This is a genomic window from Liquorilactobacillus sp., from assembly GCF_047719775.1.
In the GTDB taxonomy this organism is placed as follows: domain Bacteria; phylum Bacillota; class Bacilli; order Lactobacillales; family Lactobacillaceae; genus Liquorilactobacillus.
In genome coordinates, this window is record NZ_JBDNTS010000008.1 from 1 (window position 1) to 20273 (window position 20273).

The window sequence follows — 20273 nt, forward strand, 5'->3', positions numbered from 1 at the left end:
GTTTATACGGAATAAATAGAGAAACTGAATCAAAATTTAACTTTTGACCCAGCTCCATTTCATCTACCAATAATAAGAAAAATATACGGATAATTTATATTTTTAATCATTCCATTAATTTCAAGTTATCTAAAAAGTCACTATAGCCCTTGCTCAAAACAATAGTGGTAACCTTTTTTTCTTCTGTCATAATATCTGAAAACTTATCAAATATGTTCCTGAATATTTTAGAATCGTTCTCCCGTACGGCTAATGCAATTACCAGATAAACTTTGTCTTGATCCCAGCTGATTCCCTTTTGGTTAATATACACAAATCCCTTCGTCTCATTAGACTCCATTCTCAGTGAATGTGGAATTGCAATCTTACCAAATGCGGTTGAAGACATGCTTTCTCTTTGGAGCAGATTAGCGCGGTAATCTGCTTTAGTAACCCCTCCCTGATAAAATTTAGTCGTAATATAGTTAATTACTTCTTCCTTGGAATGCATAGTTGAGTCTATTAAAAAGAATTTTGCATCAAAAAAATTAAATAGTTGATCATTAAAGCTCAGTCTTTCCTTCAGTTCCGTAGTTTCTTGGATTTTATCTCTAATTGCAATAATATCTTTGGCAGTCAAAAAAGGTGAAATATAGACAATTGGAACTTTGGTTTGGATTTTTTTATTGATAGCAATAATAATGTCAACATCACCAATATCCTCTTCACTCGTAACAACATCTATAATTTCCACTTCCCCACTAAAATTATGCTCAATGCGATTAGCAATTGCTAACAAATCCCCCTGATAATCTGGTGCAACAATTATCACCTTACTTTGTCGTTTGTCTTCAATCTGCTCAGCAATTGCATTACCAATATGCATTGCAATATATGCAATTTCATTTTCCGGAACATCCACCCCAACGTAGTCAGATATTTTATGAGAAATCAAAACCGCACATTCGTAAATAGTTGGGCTTTGTACCTTGATTGAAGATGCGATCGGGTTATGAATAATCTGCTCATTCTGCAAACGCTGAATCAAGCGACTAACGTGAATGGTGAATTGGTTGATATAACCTGAATTTTTTAAATCAATTCGATATATTTTCTTAATATACGCTAAAATTGATTCGATCAAAAGCAAAGATTCTTCTGGTAAATTATTAAGAATATCAGAACTCCAGCGAGAAACTGAACCATCAATGATCAGACCCAATTGCTTCAAATCATCTATTTGAAATACCCTGTGTATGTGGGAGTTTTCAATACTTTTTAACAAATTATCAGCAAACTGGCTATTCTGCACCTTTAACCTAGAAACATCATTTTCTTGAAGATCATAACCATCCGCGACTCGCTGAATCGCAATAGCAATATGCAAAATAATATTGCTCAAGTCAAAAGTATTCAAATAAACATTGCTACTTGTCGCACAATTTTTTGTGATTACAAATAATTGATCAATATTAATCGTCGGAAAATTCTCATTAAGTGTCATTTGATTAATAAAGTTTCCTTCGCTTTCCTTGTACAGCATGTCAGACAGCATATGTCTTTTATCGCTTTCCTTACCTTTTATACTAAAAAAATCACCATTTGTTTTAATTGTAATATGAAATTTCTGCGTATAATTGATTGCAGCATGCACTACGTTCTTTAACGTTGATTCACTAACAAAAAATTCTGCAGCTAAGTCATAGATATTTAACCTCTGCGTGTTGTTTAACAGCTTATTCAACAATAAAAATATTCGCTCATTTTCATTATTAGGAAAGGTAGTTTTATTTTGTAAATCGTCATTATTAGTATATTTTTGATACCTATATCCTAATTTAGATGTTCTAAGGTAACTGTTATTGGACAAAGATTTATAATAGTTTTTGACGGTTCGAGGAGAGATATCCAAGTATATGGCAAGTTCAGCGACACTATGCCAACCAGAATTATCGACCAAATAATCTAACATGAGTTTCTTTTTCTCGCTCATTTTGACTCCCCCCTGTTTGTTACGAATAAACGTGTTCCATAAGCCAACATTCTCCATCTAACTTTGCCAACCTTATACCGCCCTAGGAAAATTGACATGTTTTTTCATCAAATCTGTTTTCCATTGGACAAAATAACTTTTTGATACCAATAAAAGCTATCTTTTTTATAACGATTCCCGTTTCTTTGCCCATTATCATCTAAGTTAACATAGACAAAACCATAGCGTTTTGACATCTGCTGTGACGAACATGAAACTAGGTCAATTGGACCCCAAGCGCAATATGCAATGATATCTGCTCCATCATGTAGTGCACGACCAACCTGTTCAATATGTTCCCCCAAATAATTCACACGATAATCATCATGGACAACTTGATTCGCTTCTAACTTATCATACATTCCGATTCCGTTTTCGGCGATAATGATTGGCACATTGTACCGGTCCGCATACTGGGATAGTGTGTTATACAATCCCTGCGGATCAATTGCCCATCCCCATGGATTCGCATCTAAATTTGGATTACTTGAGGTGTCATTGACCTCATACTTATTTTTAGTAGAATCAACCATCTTAGAATAATAATAGGAAATCCCTAGAAAATCCATATGATTATCACAAATTACTTTCATTTCATCTGCGGTAATTGCTAATTTAATCTGATGATCTGCAAAGTAATTGCACGCAAATTGCGGGTATGCACCTTTAAACTGAACATCTGTGAACAAATATTGCATTCTATTTTGCTGCATTGCTAAAATCACGTCATCTGGTTTACTTGATGCGGGATAAACTGTTCCATCCGCGACCATGGTTCCAATATTAAGATTCGAATTCTGTAGTGTTCGAGCATATTCTTTGATTTTTGCTGCAGCTACCATTTGATTGTGGGTTGCCTGATACAATGCCTGCTCCATGTTATCATATTGGTCTGATGTCACTCCGACTGATAGCCATGGTTCAATCTGCACCATATTGATTTGATTGACTACAATCCAATATTTAACCTTGCCACCAAACCAATCCAACAATGTTTTTCCAAATTTGACAAACATTGCGATAACTTTTTTATTCGGCCAGCCTCCATATTTAAGAGTAATGTTCAATGGCGTCTCATAGTGGTTCATCGTAATAATCGGTTCGATTTTTTTAGCAAGCAAATAATCAATCATTTTTTCATAATGCTTTAAAGCTTTCTCGTTTGGTTGTTCATCATCACCATTTGGAAAAATACGTGCCCAGTCTAGGGACGTGCGAAAAGATTTGAATCCCATTTCGGCTAACAAATCAATATCCCTCTCGTAGGTATGATAAAAATCAATTCCGTATCGTTTAGGATAATAGTGTCTTGTATCTGTCACCGCATTTTTGACTGCATCAAGTGTCATTCCCTCTTTTTCAAGCTGTTGAATCTCTATATTTGTCAATCCCTTAAGAAATGGCTGAACATCTGAGGAATTTAATCCCTTTCCATTTGCTTGATATGCTCCATCTGCCTGGCTAGCGGCCTGGGCCCCTCCCCATAAAAAATCAGGAGGAAAAAACGGATATTCATTTTTTCTCATAATATATAGCTCCTCTTTTTTTATTGCTCTTTCTTTTCAAAAATATTGATCAATTTTTTGGTCAAATTATATTCACTCATGATTGTCATGATCGTATCTTGTGCATGGGTAAATAAAACTGAGTATTCAACCGTACTACCCTCTGCTTCTTTTTGTAGCTCTCTAGTTTGAATTCGATGTGCAATGACCAGTTTTTGATTAGCTTGTTCCATCAGGTCCTTTGCTGCTACATAATTACTATCCGCAACCTGATCTAATGCTTTAGAAATAAAATCTCGAGCATCACCCGCATTGATGATAATCTCCATTGTAGATTTAACTGCTTTATTAGATGTTTCTTCATTATTCATACGTTATCTTCCTCTCCTTGTACTGCAACTCAATAACTAACTGACATTGCTATTTTTCTTGCTCTTCTTTAATCAGCTGACCATCATAAACTTTTAAAAATGGATAATAGATCATTCCGCCGATAAAGAAAAGAATCAGCATCAAAACAATCGCACTGATTGAAGGACTGACAATCCAGGTCAAAAATGGATATGGGATGTACCACATCTGCATTAATGCGTGCGGTATTACTGACCAACCAGCTTTAAACCATACTGCTGTAATTAATGGCAAAATAAAGCCATTAATCCATAGCGGCAACATCAAATATGGGTTCCAGACAATTGTTCCAAATACGACAGGCTCATTGATGTTAAAAAGTGATGGCAAGATACATGCTCTTCCAAGAACCTTCAAGCGATTTGACTTTGTCCAAAACATCATCATCAATACTAATGGCAATGTACAACCTACTCCGCCAATCCATGGAAAGCTATAAATCAGTTCACTAGTAAAAATATGCGTCAAAGCTTCCCCATGTGCATATTCTTGAACATTAGCTGCAATTCCAGCCAACATGATTGGCTGACTGATTGCAGCTAAAACCCAGCCTGAAATCCCCATTGAGTAAATAAAACATTCAAAAAACAAAAAGAGTGAAAATCCCCACCAAGTGTCTAGTGAATGCGATAACGGTGAAAAAATAGCAATAACAACTTGATATAAATCAAAATTCAAAATATATGATAAGATCCACCCAGTTCCAATTACTATAATAATTGGTAGCATAGAATCAAACCAAGAAGTAACAAAGTCTGGTAGTGCGGTATCCTCACTAAAGAAACTAAATTTACCGAAAAGCTCCATAATCAAGGCAACAAAAATTCCAACGACTAATGCAACAAACATCCCACCGGCGCCTAATTCTGAAAACTTGTAAGAAATCACAGAACCAGATTCATTCCATGTTGGATTAGCCAACATCAAGAACAAGGCAACTGATGATAAACCAGCAATAATTCTTTGTTTATTTAACTTTCGGTATTCCATAAAATTAAATGGAAACAAAAATGAAATAAAAATCGATGCTAATCCAAATGTAAAACTGCTGATTGGTGATAAATCAGGCCACCACTTCCAAAAATTCTGTGGGATATCAAGTAACGTAATCAGTGAGCCAACAAAAATAAATGGTAGAACCTGCAAAATGGAATTTTTAATGGTAACTATCCATCCATTACTGGCAATCTTCTGGGCTTTTGGTGCAAAATCATTGTTCAGTACACTCATAAACTTATTCATACCATTGACCTCCTTCTTAGCAATAGGTTTTATTCAATTTCAGATTTAATGTGGTTGATTGCAGCAGCTCCGTCTAATATTGAATAATAATCCGCTCTCATAAGAATTGTTGTCACGTTGGAGGGAACTTGTTCTTTCAACGCATCAAACTCTGCTTTCAAATGCGGTCCAACTAACAACACATCAATATCACTAGAATAGTCGGAAAGTTCCGCCTCACTGCGAGCCTTGATAATATAATCCAAATTCTCTTTTTTTGCTGCCTTACGCATGTTTGCTGCCATAAATCCTGATGATGCTCCTGATCCACAAATCAATAAGACTTTTAAGCTCATAATAACCTCTCCCTTGATTTAATTTTTTCTACATCTATATAATAATGCGCTTTCATCAAAGGATAAATTTTATTTTTGCACGGCATGGTGCAAAATAATAACGCAAAAGCTCAAACAAATAAGAATCAGCCTCATAGGAGAACTGAACCTTATCTGCTTGAGCTTTGCTTAATCTTAAAGAATCCTTTACTTACCATGTTAAATCTGTCATCTAACTCTCAATATTAGTTCGTTTGCTAGTCTATTAACACTTCTCCATTTGTAGCGATAACATTCTTCATCCATGTATAAGATTTCTTAGGAGTTCGATCTAAAGAACCCTTACCACGGTCATCCATATCAACATAGACAAATCCATATCTTTTTTTCATTTCTCCAGTTGATAATGAGACTAAATCAATTGGTCCCCACATTGTATATCCTAAACAGGGAACTTTATCAATGTTGATTGCGTCTGCCATAGCTGTAAGATGCTTTTTTAGAAAATCAATTCGATAATCATCAGCTACATAACCATTTTCATCTGGTTCATCAACCGCACCCATTCCATTTTCAACAATAAATACTGGTTTTTGAATTCGATCGTATATCTCGTTCATACAATATCTTAAACCTAATGGATCAATCGGCCATCCCCATGGAGTAACTTCCAAATAAGGGTTAGTATCACCCCCAACATTGCGCCATGCATCACCAGCTTTTGTAATATTAGATCGGTAATAGCTAAAAGCAATGTAGTCAAGCTGTCCCTCTTTTAGTATTTGTGTATCCTCCAGTGTAATATCTAGCCGATCAAATCCATGTCGTTGCCACAAGTTCTGGGCATAACTTGGATAATATCCTCTCCCCATAATATCTACAAAATACCAGTTCTCGCGTCTAGCCTGCATATGATGAAAGATATCTTCTGGTTTGCATGTTGCTGGATATTGTTCACTCATTGCGTACATCGCTCCCACTTGACTGTCTGAAGAAATCCGATGAGCTAGCTTAACCGCTTTTGCTGAGGCCACAAACATATTATGTGCAGCTTGATAACGGTCTTTTCCACTTGCCTTTCTTACTCCAGTTGGGCCGAATCCTCGAACTGCATTTATTTCGTTAAAAGTTAACCAATATCTACAACGCTTGCCATATCTTTTGAATAGGACTTCAGCATATTTAACGTAAGCATCTATAACCTTTCTGGAAGTCCATCCGTTATATTTTAAAACCAAGTTCATTGGAAGCTCATCATGGCAAATTGTAATAAGTGGTTCCATGTTATATTTTGCCATTTCACTAATTACATCATCATAGAATTGTAGTCCTTCTTCATTCGGCTCTGTTTCTTCACCTGTTGGGAAAATTCGGCTCCAGCAAACAGAGAAGCGAAATATGTTAAAACCCACACCAGCCATGAGCTTAATATCTTCTTTGTAACGATGATAAAAGTCTACCGCTTGATGGCTTGGATAGTATTCATTCTCTAAGAAGACAGGTTCAACATCATTTGAAACATCTTCAGCCAATATGAAAGAACTATTCGGTGTTATTAGTTTTCCATCCTTATTTCTTAAAGTATGATGCCGGGGGGTCTCATTTGAGCCTGCTGTCTCATAATCGTGTGACAAAATACCACGTCCACCTTCGTTAAATCCACCTTCATATTGGAAATCAGCAGTTGCTCCTCCCCAAAGAAAGTCTTCAGGGAATTTAGTATTTAATTTTTTCATTTTCTCTCCTCTTTCAATTCAATACCTTTTATTAATTTAATATGGTTCCGTTTTTAACCTGCCCAAGATTTGCTAATTGAATAGTCTTACCATTGTCGTTTGTAACAATAAGCATAGTCGTTAAATCATATCCCATTTTTTCAATCTTGGAACGATCTACTCTTACGATTGGTTCTCCCGCTCGAACTCTATCTCCTTGTTTGACTAAAACATCAAATCCCTCCCCCTTCAAATTCACCGTGTCAATCCCAATGTGGACCAAAAGCTCAACTCCTTCTTCTGTTAGGACCCCAAAAGCGTGACCTGTTGGGAATAGTGTTGTTAAAGTTCCATTAGCTGGAGAACAAATGAAATCATTTTCAAGTTTTAGCGCAATACCATCACCCAACATTTTGTTAGCAAAAGTTTCATCATTTACTTTTTTCAAATCCATTAGAGTTCCATCACTAATTGCAACAATTGCGTCATCTTGATATACCTTTTGAACAGGTTTCGTTACGCTTGGTTTCTCTTTTTGCTCAATTCCCAAAATAAAAGTTACAGCACAAGATGTTATAATCGCTGCCACAATAGCTATAACAATTGCTAAAATAGTTTCTTTGAAAATTGGAAGAGCTAAAATATTTGAGTATCCCATAATATATACTTTTGCCCCTAATAAGCTAGCTATTGCTCCCCCAACAAAGCCTCCCGCCATAACACCATACATTGGCCTTTTGTATTTCAAATTGACGCCGTAAATTGCAGGCTCGGCAACCCCTGCCACAATACAGCCAATTGCAATAGAAATATACTCACTTCTAAGTTGTTTATTCTTGATACGCGCAGCAACCCCTAAGCTGGATCCTCCTTCTGCCATATTATGCAAAATAAATGCAGGTCTCAATATCGTATCATATCCAGGATTGGTTAAGAGTTGCGCCATAAAAGGTGCCAGAGCAGTATGCATCCCAGCCATAACCATCCATGGAAGGCAGGCAGCCAATGTACCTACAGCAAGCGGGCCCATACTTCCATTCAGAAACATGAAGAAATTCGCAATGCCCTCACCTAAAATATTACCCAGCGGTCCTAATGCAATATATCCTAATATCCCAGATACTAAAATTGTCCCCATTCCAACAAAAACCGATCTAAAAATACCAGGAACGATTTTGTTAAAGAAACGTTCTAAGTGATAGGCCACAAAGGCAAGCAACAATGCAGGTAACAAACTCGTTCCATACGATAACAACGGAACATTTATTCCAAATAAATCAATTGACTTGCCAGCTGTGACTAACGCAGTATAGTTTCCATGAAGTAATGCTGCCGCGGCAATCATTGAATAGACTGGTGTTCCACCTAATTTTGTAGCGGCACCATATGCTACAATAATCGGCATGAAATAAAAAGGGGCATCTGCAATAGCTGAGAGTAACATGTACGAACTACTCTTCGTATATGCAGTATCAACAAAGGTAACAATTAAAAGTAACACCACTTTTAACATTCCACCAGCTACCAACCCCGGAATTAGTGGTGTCACTGAAGCAGAAATATAACCAATAAATTTATTGCCTGCCGTTTTCCAAGTCAATTTTTCTTTACTCCCAGATAAGTCATCCAGATTTTCATTGATAGTTTCCCCACCACTTATACCCAAATCTTTAATCAGAGCTTCATAAGTCGGAAGTAAATGTTGCCCAAGTATCACCATATACTGCTCACCTGCATATATGACTCCTAAGACACCTGGAAGATTTTCAAGTGCCTCCTTATCTGCTTTTGAAACATCTTTTAACTTAAATCTAAGCCTAGTCATACAATGGTTAACCACTTGGATATTTTCCGCACCTCCGACATTTTTTACAATGTCAGAAGATAATTTTTTGTAGTCCATAATCACCCATCCTATTCTTTTGATAGTTTTGTCAATATATAATGGCAATTTTGTTAACAAATGAATTCTATCATACTAGGAAAGCGCTGTCAATATGATTTTATATTTTTTGACAATTTTGCCAAGACGCTCTAGACTATTGTTAAACTCTATACAAGGAAAATACTCTATGGAAATTATTGAAACTATAAAAAAACATCAACCAGATTTTTCCAAAACCGAATTAGCAGTCAGCAACTATATCCTTAAAAATTTGGATCATATTGAAACCTTCACAATTACAAAGCTTGCAGATCGATCAGGAACATCAACTTCCGCTGTACTTCGTTTTTGTCAAAGCATGGGATTTAAGGGTTACAAGGACTTTCGTTTTGAACTCATCTCCTCTTTACGAACAATGCGCCATCTAAGTACAGATAAGAACTATAATAATTCACAATTTTTTAATTATTATATTGATTCCATTAATCAGCTTGAACAGTTAGATCAAGAACTATTAAAAAATTTAGTAGTTGCCCTGATGAGTCCAACCACTAATTATATAGTCGGAGTACACTTTTCAGCCTTACCTGCCAAGGGACTTTTTCTTGGGCTGGAAGATCTGGGCATAATATCCTTGTATGCAAATGACTATATCAGTGCTTCGCATTTAACAAATACTTTAAAAGATGAAGATACAATCGTCCTTTTCTCCATAAGTGGAAGCAAGCAAAACTTCACTAATTTCTTATCATCAGTAACTTCCAATATGCCTAAAAATTCATTTCTTATCACTATGAATCCTAAGGCAGAATTGAAAACTTTCTTTACTCAAACTATTGTTTTACCTGGTTACAGTTTTTCAAATCGCTCGGTCGTCGATATACAAACTATACCTATGATGCTTGTTGAGGTTTTATTGAATATGATTCATGATAAACAGTAAGATCCCTTATTAAAAATAATTTGTTAAATGTATGCCAAACTTGCTTATTTTTAGGTTAGTTACTTCCCATTTTCACCAGCTCAACTTCAAAAAAAACGAAGACCGTGTATAAAATGCACAGGAATATTTGAGTACCAACTAGAAATTGCGAACATCGTGAGTATTTTGCTATGAGTTAGACGGAGAATTTTGAATTATGAAACCCGTTTATATGGAATAAATAGAGGTGCTGAATCAAAATTTAAGTACAAGAAAACAACCGCAAAATATTACTTTAAAAAAATTGCGAAAAGAGCTATTATGCAATTGGGAGTAAGCTAATTTTCACTTTTAATGGACTTCGAGTCCGCGTATGCGTAAACATACTTGGTGTTGGCCATAGAGCCATGGCGAAAAGACACTTTAAAGTCCTGTTCATACAGGCAATAATCGCGACTTTATTTCGTTTAGGGAGAGGTCGCTTTTTTAAGCAGTAATAGTAATAAACAATGTGATTAGGCGTGGCAGCCTTTTGCCGAATCATATTTGTGCATAGAAAGTAAAGGAAGTCATTTTAAAATACGGGCTCGAAGTTCCAGGGGCTATAGTCGAACTTAGCTTCACTTTCAGTGTAAAACAAAAAGTTCTGATATTAACTGATTTTCACCAATTAATACCAGAACTAATCTTGGATTGTTTACTATTTATTGCTTCTTAATTTTAAGATTCTTTTTTACTTACACTATTTACCTTATTATATAAATCATATCTATTTTAATTCCCTGCTTATGTTGTAAGTTTTTCAATGTATTAGTAAAAAGTGAACAAATTACCGCTTGCATGGGGTACAACGTATTGACTGGACTCCAACCGAGTACTAATTTGCTCGCTTTAATAAAAGCTAAATTGAATTAATATCATTTTTCAAGGCATTTAAGATATTGGAAAAATCTGTTGGAGATACATGTCTTTCTTCTAGAACACTCTTAATATCGTCGATTCTTATACAAATTAACTTTTTTTCTGCTGTTGTCATTTCAATCACCTCCTTAAGCTGTTGCAAGAAAGTTCGCAAAGGTAATCTAAATCATTTTTAGGCTTCCCTAATTTATTATTTTAATACATAAAACTTAAATAAGCAATTGAGTTGCCGTAAAATTTTAATTTTCTTTTGTACTCTGAAATTCTAAGGGGCTGAGTCAAAAGTTAAATTTTGATTCAGTTTCTCTATTTATTTCGTATAAACGTGTTTCTAAGTCAAAACTCTCCGCCTAACTTCGAATTATTCATAGCAAAGTCCTCGCTATGTTTGTAACTTCGAGTTAGTACCCAAATTTTGTAAGGCACTTCACTTATGGCATACTCCCATAGCTAAAAATTCAAATAACCATTATGATCCCTACTTAATAATTCGATTGGTTGATTCTCTGCTTGGAGCCGTTTAACCCGTCTCTCACCCCAAATAGACATCGTAACCAATAATTGACGTAGTGTTTTCCCCTCATCAGATAAATAATACTCAACCTTAGGAGGCACCTGCTTATAGACTTTGCGGGTAATAATCTGATCCTCTTCTAATTCACGTAGTTGCTGAGTTAACATTTTTTGAGTAATATTGGGGATTCGCCGGCGAAGCTCGCCAGTTCTAAGCGGACCGTTGCCTAAATGGCATAGAATGATTGGTTTCCACTTACCGCCAATTACATCTAAGGTCACTTCAACACCAATACGATAACTTTTTTTCATTATTAATCTCCTTATTATTTCAGATATATCACATTAGGCACTTTTTAGTACCTATATAACTTTTTAGTGCGTACTTGTTTTAATATCCGCGATTACTATACTATATATAGTTTATAAAATCTAGTAATATTAGGAGGAATTAATTGATGGCAAAAAAAGCATTCTTATTACCATTTAAATTCAACAATGGCCTAGAAATCAAAAATCATATCGTGATGTCGCCTATGACAACGATGACCAGCTTTTATAATGGCATGATTACGACCGATGAACTCAATTACTATGCAGCACGGGCTGGCGGACCTGGAATGATGCTGACTGGTGTTGCTAATGTCAGTGATAGTGGTAAGGGATTTGAAGGGGAATTATCCGTCGCCCATGATGAAATGCTGCCTGGCCTAACTAAGCTAGCTAAAGCCATTCGTAAAAACGATACTAAAGCCATCTTACAAATTTTTCATGCTGGTCGAAAATCAAACAGCTCCATTCTTCGCGGTGAAAAGCCGGTCAGTGCCAGTGCAATTTCTGCTAGCTATCCAGCAAATTCTGAAACTCCACGGGCACTAAAGAACAGCGAAATTCTTCAAATTATTTCTGATTTTGGTGAAGCTACTAAGCGAGCTATCAAAGCTGGTTTTGACGGTATTGAGCTTCATGGAGCCAACACATATTTACTGCAACAATTTTATTCTGAGAATTCAAATCAGCGAATAAATGAATGGGGCGGTTCCAGAGAAAACCGGCTAAAGTTTCCATTAGCTGTCATTGAAACTGCAAATGAAGTTGTTAAGAAGTATGCAAATAGACCCTTCTTAGTAGGGTATCGAATTTCACCAGAAGAAATTGAAACACCCGGAATTAGTTTAGAAGACTCTCTATACCTTGTTGATAAGATCAAGGATAAGGTTGATTATCTTCATCTTTCCATTGGTAGTTATAAACGCACATCACTAAATGACCCAAGCAATAAAAAAACATTAATTTCTCAATTTGCCCAACACACACATGGAATTATTCCGCTCATTGGAATTGGGTCTGTTGAGACACCAGAAGATGTCACTGCAGCAATGGCTGATGGTGCCGATTTAGTTGCTATCGGTCGTGAATTTATTAGGGAACCACAGTGGGTTCAAAAAGTTGCTAATAATGATTTAAGTAGTATCCGAACTCAAATTAGTCCATCGGATATGGATGAATTAGCTATTCCACCAGTAATGCAGACCTATTTAAGAGAATCCTTTTATTCCGTCATGCATTTTACAGATGATCCAGAACTTAGCACGGATTATCAAAATTCTTTAGCACCAATGGAGGGCTTTGAAAAGAAACTTTAAATCATCTTAAAAGAGTACCTGACACAGCTAAAAAATAGTTTGTGTCAGGTATTTTTTATAAGTACTATTTTCTTACCTTTTTAAATCTTAATCGTCCAATAAGTTTTCAAAATACTAACAACTTCATGTTGAACTCAAAAAGCACTGTAAATTCTAAAAATATTGTTTTTTTATCATGGAATAAGATTATTAATAGATATCCTTACCTAAATTTACTTTTTTGTTAATTTTTAAATGTTATACTTTGTTCACTATAGAAAGAGATATGTCAGATGTCAACTTTAAACGAGTCATTCCATATCGCAGTACCAACAGCATTCAATACTGATGAATCGTTGAACGTCGAAGCAACTATTCAGCATATTATTAATCTGCAAAAAAGAGGAATTCATTCCGTTCTTGTATCAGGCTCAACGGGAGAGCAACACAGTTTATCAAATTATGAAAAAGAAGAATTACTTTTAAATCTTAATCATATTGATGAATTTAAAAATGATTTTGAAATAATTTTTGGTATTTCAAATATTCGCCAAAAAAAGGCAGAATTATTAGCTGGCTTAGTTCACAACACTGACATTGTTAAAGCTATTCTAGTGGGTTTCTCACCTTATGTACTACCAACTCAAAAAGAAGCCATACAATATTTCAAGAGTATTGTTAATCTGGTCGATAAACCAGCGATTATTTATAACAACCCCAGACGAACAGGATTCGATTTGAGTATTGACAGTATAATTGAGATATCGCATGATCCACGAGTGATTGGCATCAAAGAGGCTGGTGATCCTAAAAAAATTAAAAAAATACTGCAGCGATTACCTCAAAATAAAAAAGAATTTTATATTTATGCTGGCGGTGAAAATAACTTAGAAGAAAATATTTCTCTTGGCTTTAATCGGATATCATCAATATGGGGAAATCTATATCCAGAGGAAATCAAGAACTGGTTTAACGATCTATCTGACGGAAAAAAAGCCACTTTACCTGTTACTGTGACAACCACAATGTTATCAGGCAGTAAAAACAGTCTTCTCCCTTTTATTAAACAAGAAATTTCTAAAAAAGAAAATATTTCTATGGGTATCTGTCGTAAACCTTTAGGAAATTAGTTTGATTACTTTTAATTGCACTAATTATGAGTGTTAAATAAAATAACTTAATACTGTTTAAAACTTTATTGTGTACAAAAAGAGAGTGGATCAAATTAAATTTTGACCTACCCTCTTCCTACGTTTAGTCAAGACTATCCGTCTAACTTCGAAGTCTCATAGCAAAGAACAGAACTATATTCACTTGTAGTTTTGAGCTAATACTCATATTTTATTATATTATTTCACGCTATCTGTAGCTAAAAATCGCTGGTATCAGTGGCATCAGGATAATCATATGTTAAAACGACCTTGATGGCTTTTTTATCAGCCATTGCTTGGAAGCCTTCTTCCCAATGAGATAAACCAAAACGATGCGTGATCATTGGTTCAACTTGGATTTTACCAGTCTTCAACAATTCAATTGCATTGCGCCAAGTAATTGAGTCATAGGCCATATGTCCAAGAATACTGATGTTCCATTCAGTTATCCGGTTAATAGAGAAATTCAATGGCTTAAAGCCCATTCCAACCCGAACTATTTCGGCATTTGGACGGACCATTTCAATAGCCTGTTTTAATGCTGGATTGGCACCAGAACATTCAATTACCAAGCCAAGATTATCTTCACCACAAATCTCTTTGCATCGTGCAACAACATCCTCTGTCGAGCCATTAATAGTCTCAGTGGCACCTAATTTCCTAGCAATATCAAAGCGAGAAACGGTGTCTTCTTGCATACCAACTAATACAATATGACTTGCACCCATCAACTTAGCAATCTGAACAGAATAAAGGCCAAGTGGACCTGCACCAAAGACAACAACATCCTCCCCAGGTAGTAAACTCGATTGTTGAGCAACAGCTTTATAAGCATTACATATGGGATCCAATGAAGACGCTTCTTCATATTTTACATTGTCTGGAATTTCCCAAATAGCATGCTTATGAATCCGAAGAATTTCACCGGGAATTAAAACATACTTGGAAAAACCACCGCCCCACCGGTTGTTATCCAAACCAAGATTCACCTTGTGAATACAGTTTAGAAAATCACCTTGATCATCTGCGCGACAATAACCGCAGACATGTCCACTGTTGTCTGAAACAATTCTCTGACCAACACGCCAGTCAGTAACATCCTTGCCAACCTTAACAATTTCACCAGCAAATTCATGTCCACGAATTGAATTAAATTCGTCTGACCCATTGTCTACTTTATAATGCTTCATATCGGCGCCACAGATTGTAGCAGCACAAATACGAAGCAAAATGTCTTCAGATCCAATTTTAGGAACGGGAACATCGATCATTCGATAGCCACCAAATTCTTTACCATAACGTGCTAATGCTTTCATTGTTATTGCCCTCTTTCAATATTTTTTCTCAATTTTTTGACAAACAAGCTGTTATTCTCACCTATGTCAGCTAACAGGCTAATTCTCTTCATTAACTACCCTAGGAAAGTGTGTAACATTTCACACCATATTCGGGAGAAATTGATGTACTTGCTAAGTTGAAAATAATACTTGCTTCAAAATGTTAATTGGTACAAATGTAATAGCAATACAATTAATCAATTTTTTTGGCCATTTCCAACATATCAGCCGCATCAGCAGGATCTAAATTGATGTGCATTGCTTTACTATTTTCATCCAGTTGTTCCGGAGTGGTAGAACCACTGAGTACGTTTACATTGTTACCTTGAGCTAAAACCCATGCAATCGCTAAGTTTGCCAAACTACAATTGTATTTATCTGTCAGTGAAGCCCACGCGTCTAACATATCGTTAATCGCAGCTAGTTTTTTCGGTTCAAACCACTTTTTACCATTCTGTGCAGATCCTTTAGCTGGAACATAATCTCGGCCAATGGTACCAGATAAGATACCCATAGCTAAGGGAGAGTACGCCTGGAGAACAATGTCATTTTTCTTACATAATGGCAATAAATCACCTTCAACTTCACGATCTAAAATACTATATTTAGCTTGTACAATATCTAGTTCGCCATACCTAAGATATTCACGAACATCATCTGCATTGACATTAGCTGCACCAATACCCTTGATAATTCCTTTTTTCTTCAGACCCATCAAATATGTCATTGTCTCTTTGACTGAAGTTTTATATGGTTCAACTGATGGCCAATGGGTCATATAGATATCAATGTAGTCAGTTTGCAATCGTTTTAAACTATCCTTTAATTCAAGTGCAATTGATTCTGGTGATAAATTCTTATAAAGTTGACGATCTCCAACCTTATTGAATAGAGCACCTTTACGTTCCCAAGTAATTCCACATTTAGTGATAATAGTATATTCCTCGCGGTTGCCTTTAATAGCTTCACCGACAATTTTTTCACTGTTCCCAAAATTATAACCAGGAGCAGTATCAATGAAATTAATTCCGTTCTTTAAGGCAGCTTGGATAGTTGCAATTGAAACCGCTTTGTCATCAGTATCCTTAAATGCTGGTCCGCCACCAATCGCCCAAGTACCTAGACCAATCTTTGATACGTTAAGTCCTGTTTTTCCTAATTTCATATTATCTATCAACCTTTCACACTATAATTTGCAATCATTTGATTAACTTGTTGCTTACTCTTTACACCTGCAGTTGCTCCTAAACCTTCCACAGAAACTGCAGCAACAGCACTAGCAAAACGAGCACATTCTTCAAAAGACTTATCCTGAACAAGTTCAGAAATAAAACCAGCAGCAAAATTATCACCGGCGCCAGTAGTATCAATGTGAATAGCTCCTTTATTAAGAAAAGCAGGAACAATAGTTCTCACATTCTTACTCTTAATGAATGCACCTTTTTTACCAATCTTAATTACGACATGCTTAACACCAAGAGACATAAATTTATCTGCAATTTCATCTAAATCTGTGAGACCGGTTAACATTGAAGCTTCATCATAGTTAGGGAAAAAATAGTCAACATAGTTCAGTGCCTCAGCAATATCGTTTAATCTTTCATGCAAACGACTTGCAACCATGTCAGCGCAGATAATCATTCCTTGACTCTTGGCTTGTCTGAAAATCTTAACTAGTGCTCGATTATTGAGCAATGGATTATTGAAGATGCTAGCCAGTGATAAAATTTTTGCATCCTTGATACTATCAACATCAATGTCATTGATACTCATTTTCCAAAGGCTGCCATTTCGGTTATTTAGAAATGTTCGTTCACCATCAGAATGGATCAATCCAATGTTGATTGATGTTGTTAAATCATCACTTTGTTTTAAATGGTCAACATTTATGTCATTTTCTTTTGCAGAATTAACAATAAAGTCTCCCGAACTATCATTTCCGACAGCACTTATTAAAGCAACTTGATTACCCAAACGGGCAATAATTGTAGCTTCATTGATAGCATCCCCACCAATTTTCATTGAGATATCTTCCAAGGGAAAGGACACTTGATCCAAAATATCAGGATTAACCGGATATAAAGGAATATCAACAATCGCAGTGCCAACACAAATTACATCAAATTTAGACATTGTTACTCACCCACCAGTCCCTATTTCAAGCTTCCATCAACAGTAATAACACCTTTTAGAAAATCAGATTTATGGTTAACAGCGAAATCAAATGCTTCTTGAATATTTTTGTAATCGAAATATTTATCGGTGATACCAAGCACATTTAATTTGCCGCTTTCAATCAAATTGATAGTCTTTTCATAATCATTACAATAACGGAATAAAGTACGAACCGTGACTTCGCGGTTAATTTTTAAGAAATCAACTGAAACCTCATCTGGAATTGTTCCAACGATGAAGAAAGTACCAGTCCACTTAACCAGTTGTAAACCTAATTTTGCAGTTGGTACTGCACCAGCAGTTTCATAAACTAAATCAGCACCATAAGGACCAACAATTTTTTTGACTTTCTCAACAATGTCTTTGTCACGGCCATCAAAAGTTGCCGTAGCACCTACTTCTCTAGCTTTTTTCAAACGATTTTCAAGAACATCAACTACGACAATCTTATTAGCACCGCTTAGACGAGCAACCATTGTTGCAAATAAACCGACAGCACCAGAACCAAGAATAACAATGCTTTTTCCAACAACATTACCACCAGCTTCAATTGCATGAACACCAACAGATGCCGGTTCTACTAGAGCGCCTTCGACTAAACTCATGCTATCTGGTAGATGATGGGTCCATTCAGCAGGATGTGTAATGTAATTAGTAAGTGCCCCTTTATAATTAGGTGCAGTTGCCAAGAAATCGACATTTGGACAGACATTGTAATGACCTGTTCGGCAAAATTCGCACTTACCACATGGAATACCAGGCTCTACAGCAACTCGATCACCTTCTTTGAAGTTTTTTACATTACTACCGACCTTGATAACAATGCCTGCAGCTTCATGGCCTAATTCAACAATTGTGTTTGGATCCTTCGGAGGTAAATAAGGGCCAAATTGAAAGCCATGCATATCCGAACCGCAAATGCTGACTTGAGCAATTTTAATTAATAATTCGTCATTTTTTGGTTCTACTACCGGTATTGACTTTATAACCATCTTCCCGGGCTTTTCTAATACTGCAACGGTGTTATCCATAATTCATTTCTCCTTTATCAATATTTTTTTTTGAACTATCATTACCTTTTTTTAAGAGATCATCGATTTCTTCACAAGATTTATTTCGCGTTTCAATCCCAAAAATCGCAAGAATCAAAGCACAAATTGCAAGTAATAAACCGACGATTAAGAAAACAATTTTTGCACCAAAATCAGTTAATAGCCAGGCAATCAGGAATGGGCTTACAATTGAAGCTAAGCGCCCTATCGCATCCGCGATACCCAATCCCCGCATTTTTTCGCGAGTTGGCCAAACCTCAGGTGCATATACAGCTGATGAAAAACTATTATAGATATACAGAATAAACGTTAACAATACACCGATAGTGACAATCCCAATATCTGTGCGCTGATTTGCATAAACATATCCCAACACTGCAATAGCGAGAATAAAGCCCACACCAAACCATTTACGTGGAATTTTATCCATTATTAATGAAGAAACAAAGACCCCAAGAGGTGCCCCAACCATAATAAGCGTCGACATTAATAATGATTTTAAAATATTGATGCCATTGTCTACAAAGATGATTGGAATCCACACAGTGATTGTATAAAGGGACAAGTTCATCGCAATCAAAGTCATCGAAGAAACTAAAGTTCGACGTCCCAGAGTACCATGGAAAAAGTCCCTAAATCGAACTTTTTCTTCATGACTCTCAGTTTCATGGGCGATTTTTTCCAATTTTTCCAGCGACATATTAAAGTGTACTTTTTCACCACGCTCAGTTTCAATTGACTGGACGATGTCGTTTAAGACCGCTTTTCCTTCAGCTTCGCGTCCGTTTTTAAAATACCAGCGAGGAGATTCTTCTAAAAACTTCGCAATAAATATTAAAATACCAAGTGCCAAAATACCGCCAATTACAAACATCATTCGCCAACTTGTTCTTGGAATAACCAAAAAACCAACTAAAGTAGCAATCAAAGGTGATAGGTTCCCCAAAAATGAAATTCGCGCAGACCATTTACCTCGTACATGAGCAGGCATTAATTCCGTAAAGGTACCATATCCAAGCACAATTCCCATCCCCATTCCAATTCCCATCAAAGCTCGACAAGTAATTAAAAAGAAGATATTTGGTGAAAATGACGCAACTAGTGCCAAAATACCGAAGATACCAATACTAATCTCATATGCATATTTTCGGCCAATACGATCACCTAATGCCCCTCCAAGTAATGAACCAATAAAGAAACCCACCATCATAGCTGATTGGAACATTGCATTATAATAATTATTTGACCAACCTCGTGATACTAAATCAGCTAAAATTGAACTTCCTGAAGAATTTAAAAAACCATTAAATTGCAGCCCTAGTCCCAAGAGAAAAAACATTTTCCAATGCCACTTAGAAATCGGTAATTGATCTAATTTGGATAATTCATTCTGATTCAAAAAGATCACCTCCATTTTATGTATGCGTTTTCAAAGACAACTTGATTCTAGCCAAACTGTTACACAAAGTCAATAGTTTTATCAAAAAATGTCAG

Annotated in this window: 17 protein-coding genes; 3 read left to right on the forward strand and 14 right to left on the reverse strand. The window is 35.9% G+C overall.

All coding sequences use genetic code 11. The features are described 5' to 3' along the window. Positions 1-106: 106 nt before the first annotated feature. The 7 genes from ABF682_RS05780 to ABF682_RS05810 form a co-directional block, all read right to left on the reverse strand. The gene (locus tag ABF682_RS05780) at positions 107-1972 is read right to left on the reverse strand and encodes a BglG family transcription antiterminator (protein WP_415619239.1); all 1866 of its coding nucleotides are present in this window, start codon (positions 1970-1972) and stop codon (positions 107-109) included. Positions 1973-2079: 107 nt separating this feature from the next. Next, on the reverse strand, positions 2080-3537 hold the full coding sequence (locus tag ABF682_RS05785) for a glycoside hydrolase family 1 protein (protein ID WP_415619240.1): 1458 nt from the start codon (positions 3535-3537) through the stop codon (positions 2080-2082). 20 nt (positions 3538-3557) lie between these two features. Beyond that, the gene (locus tag ABF682_RS05790) at positions 3558-3887 is read right to left on the reverse strand and encodes a PTS lactose/cellobiose transporter subunit IIA (protein WP_289979071.1); all 330 of its coding nucleotides are present in this window, start codon (positions 3885-3887) and stop codon (positions 3558-3560) included. A gap of 49 nt (positions 3888-3936) precedes the next feature. After that, complete coding sequence (locus tag ABF682_RS05795; RefSeq protein WP_289979072.1) at positions 3937-5169, reverse strand: PTS sugar transporter subunit IIC; 1233 nt, start codon at positions 5167-5169, stop codon at positions 3937-3939. 29 nt (positions 5170-5198) lie between these two features. Next, entirely contained in the window at positions 5199-5504 is a 306-nt protein-coding gene (locus tag ABF682_RS05800) for a PTS sugar transporter subunit IIB (RefSeq protein ID WP_289979073.1), read from the reverse strand. A 236-nt stretch (positions 5505-5740) separates the two neighbouring features. Then, entirely contained in the window at positions 5741-7219 is a 1479-nt protein-coding gene (locus ABF682_RS05805; RefSeq protein ID WP_415619241.1) for a family 1 glycosylhydrolase, read from the reverse strand. Positions 7220-7250: 31 nt separating this feature from the next. Further along, complete coding sequence (locus tag ABF682_RS05810; protein ID WP_415619242.1) at positions 7251-9101, reverse strand: glucose PTS transporter subunit IIA; 1851 nt, start codon at positions 9099-9101, stop codon at positions 7251-7253. A 169-nt stretch (positions 9102-9270) separates the two neighbouring features. Between ABF682_RS05810 and ABF682_RS05815 the strand changes: the two genes are divergently transcribed. Beyond that, on the forward strand, positions 9271-10026 hold the full coding sequence (locus ABF682_RS05815) for a MurR/RpiR family transcriptional regulator (RefSeq protein WP_415619243.1): 756 nt from the start codon (positions 9271-9273) through the stop codon (positions 10024-10026). Positions 10027-10906: 880 nt separating this feature from the next. On the opposite strand, the gene ABF682_RS05820 is transcribed toward ABF682_RS05815, so the two are convergent. Further along, positions 10907-11041, reverse strand: coding sequence for a hypothetical protein (locus ABF682_RS05820; RefSeq protein ID WP_289979077.1), 135 nt, complete (start codon positions 11039-11041; stop codon positions 10907-10909). 335 nt (positions 11042-11376) lie between these two features. Then, entirely contained in the window at positions 11377-11751 is a 375-nt protein-coding gene (locus ABF682_RS05825; protein WP_415619244.1) for a winged helix-turn-helix transcriptional regulator, read from the reverse strand. 146 nt (positions 11752-11897) lie between these two features. Between ABF682_RS05825 and ABF682_RS05830 the strand changes: the two genes are divergently transcribed. Both ABF682_RS05830 and ABF682_RS05835 read left to right on the forward strand, forming a co-directional pair. Beyond that, positions 11898-13085: an NADH-dependent flavin oxidoreductase gene (locus tag ABF682_RS05830; protein ID WP_415619245.1), complete on the forward strand. Its 1188-nt coding sequence runs from the start codon at positions 11898-11900 to the stop codon at positions 13083-13085. A 272-nt stretch (positions 13086-13357) separates the two neighbouring features. Beyond that, positions 13358-14194, forward strand: coding sequence for a dihydrodipicolinate synthase family protein (locus tag ABF682_RS05835; RefSeq protein ID WP_415619246.1), 837 nt, complete (start codon positions 13358-13360; stop codon positions 14192-14194). Between the two features lie 239 nt (positions 14195-14433). Here the strand turns inward: ABF682_RS05835 and ABF682_RS05840 are convergent, their stop codons facing one another. The 5 genes from ABF682_RS05840 to ABF682_RS05860 form a co-directional block, all read right to left on the reverse strand. Further along, positions 14434-15531, reverse strand: a complete 1098-nt coding sequence (locus ABF682_RS05840) for a zinc-binding dehydrogenase (RefSeq protein ID WP_415619247.1) — start codon at positions 15529-15531, stop codon at positions 14434-14436. Positions 15532-15745: 214 nt separating this feature from the next. Then, a complete protein-coding gene (locus ABF682_RS05845) occupies positions 15746-16717 on the reverse strand; it encodes an aldo/keto reductase (RefSeq protein ID WP_415619248.1) in 972 nt (323 codons plus the stop codon). Positions 16718-16725: 8 nt separating this feature from the next. Further along, the gene (locus tag ABF682_RS05850; RefSeq protein ID WP_289979084.1) at positions 16726-17685 is read right to left on the reverse strand and encodes a carbohydrate kinase family protein; all 960 of its coding nucleotides are present in this window, start codon (positions 17683-17685) and stop codon (positions 16726-16728) included. Positions 17686-17705: 20 nt separating this feature from the next. Further along, positions 17706-18758 carry an NAD(P)-dependent alcohol dehydrogenase gene (locus ABF682_RS05855; protein ID WP_415619249.1) on the reverse strand — a complete coding sequence of 351 codons (1053 nt, stop codon included), beginning with the start codon at positions 18756-18758 and terminating at the stop codon, positions 17706-17708. Then, positions 18751-20178, reverse strand: coding sequence for an MFS transporter (locus tag ABF682_RS05860; protein ID WP_415619250.1), 1428 nt, complete (start codon positions 20176-20178; stop codon positions 18751-18753). Before ABF682_RS05860 ends, ABF682_RS05855 begins: the two co-directional genes overlap by 8 nt. Positions 20179-20273: the final 95 nt, after the last annotated feature.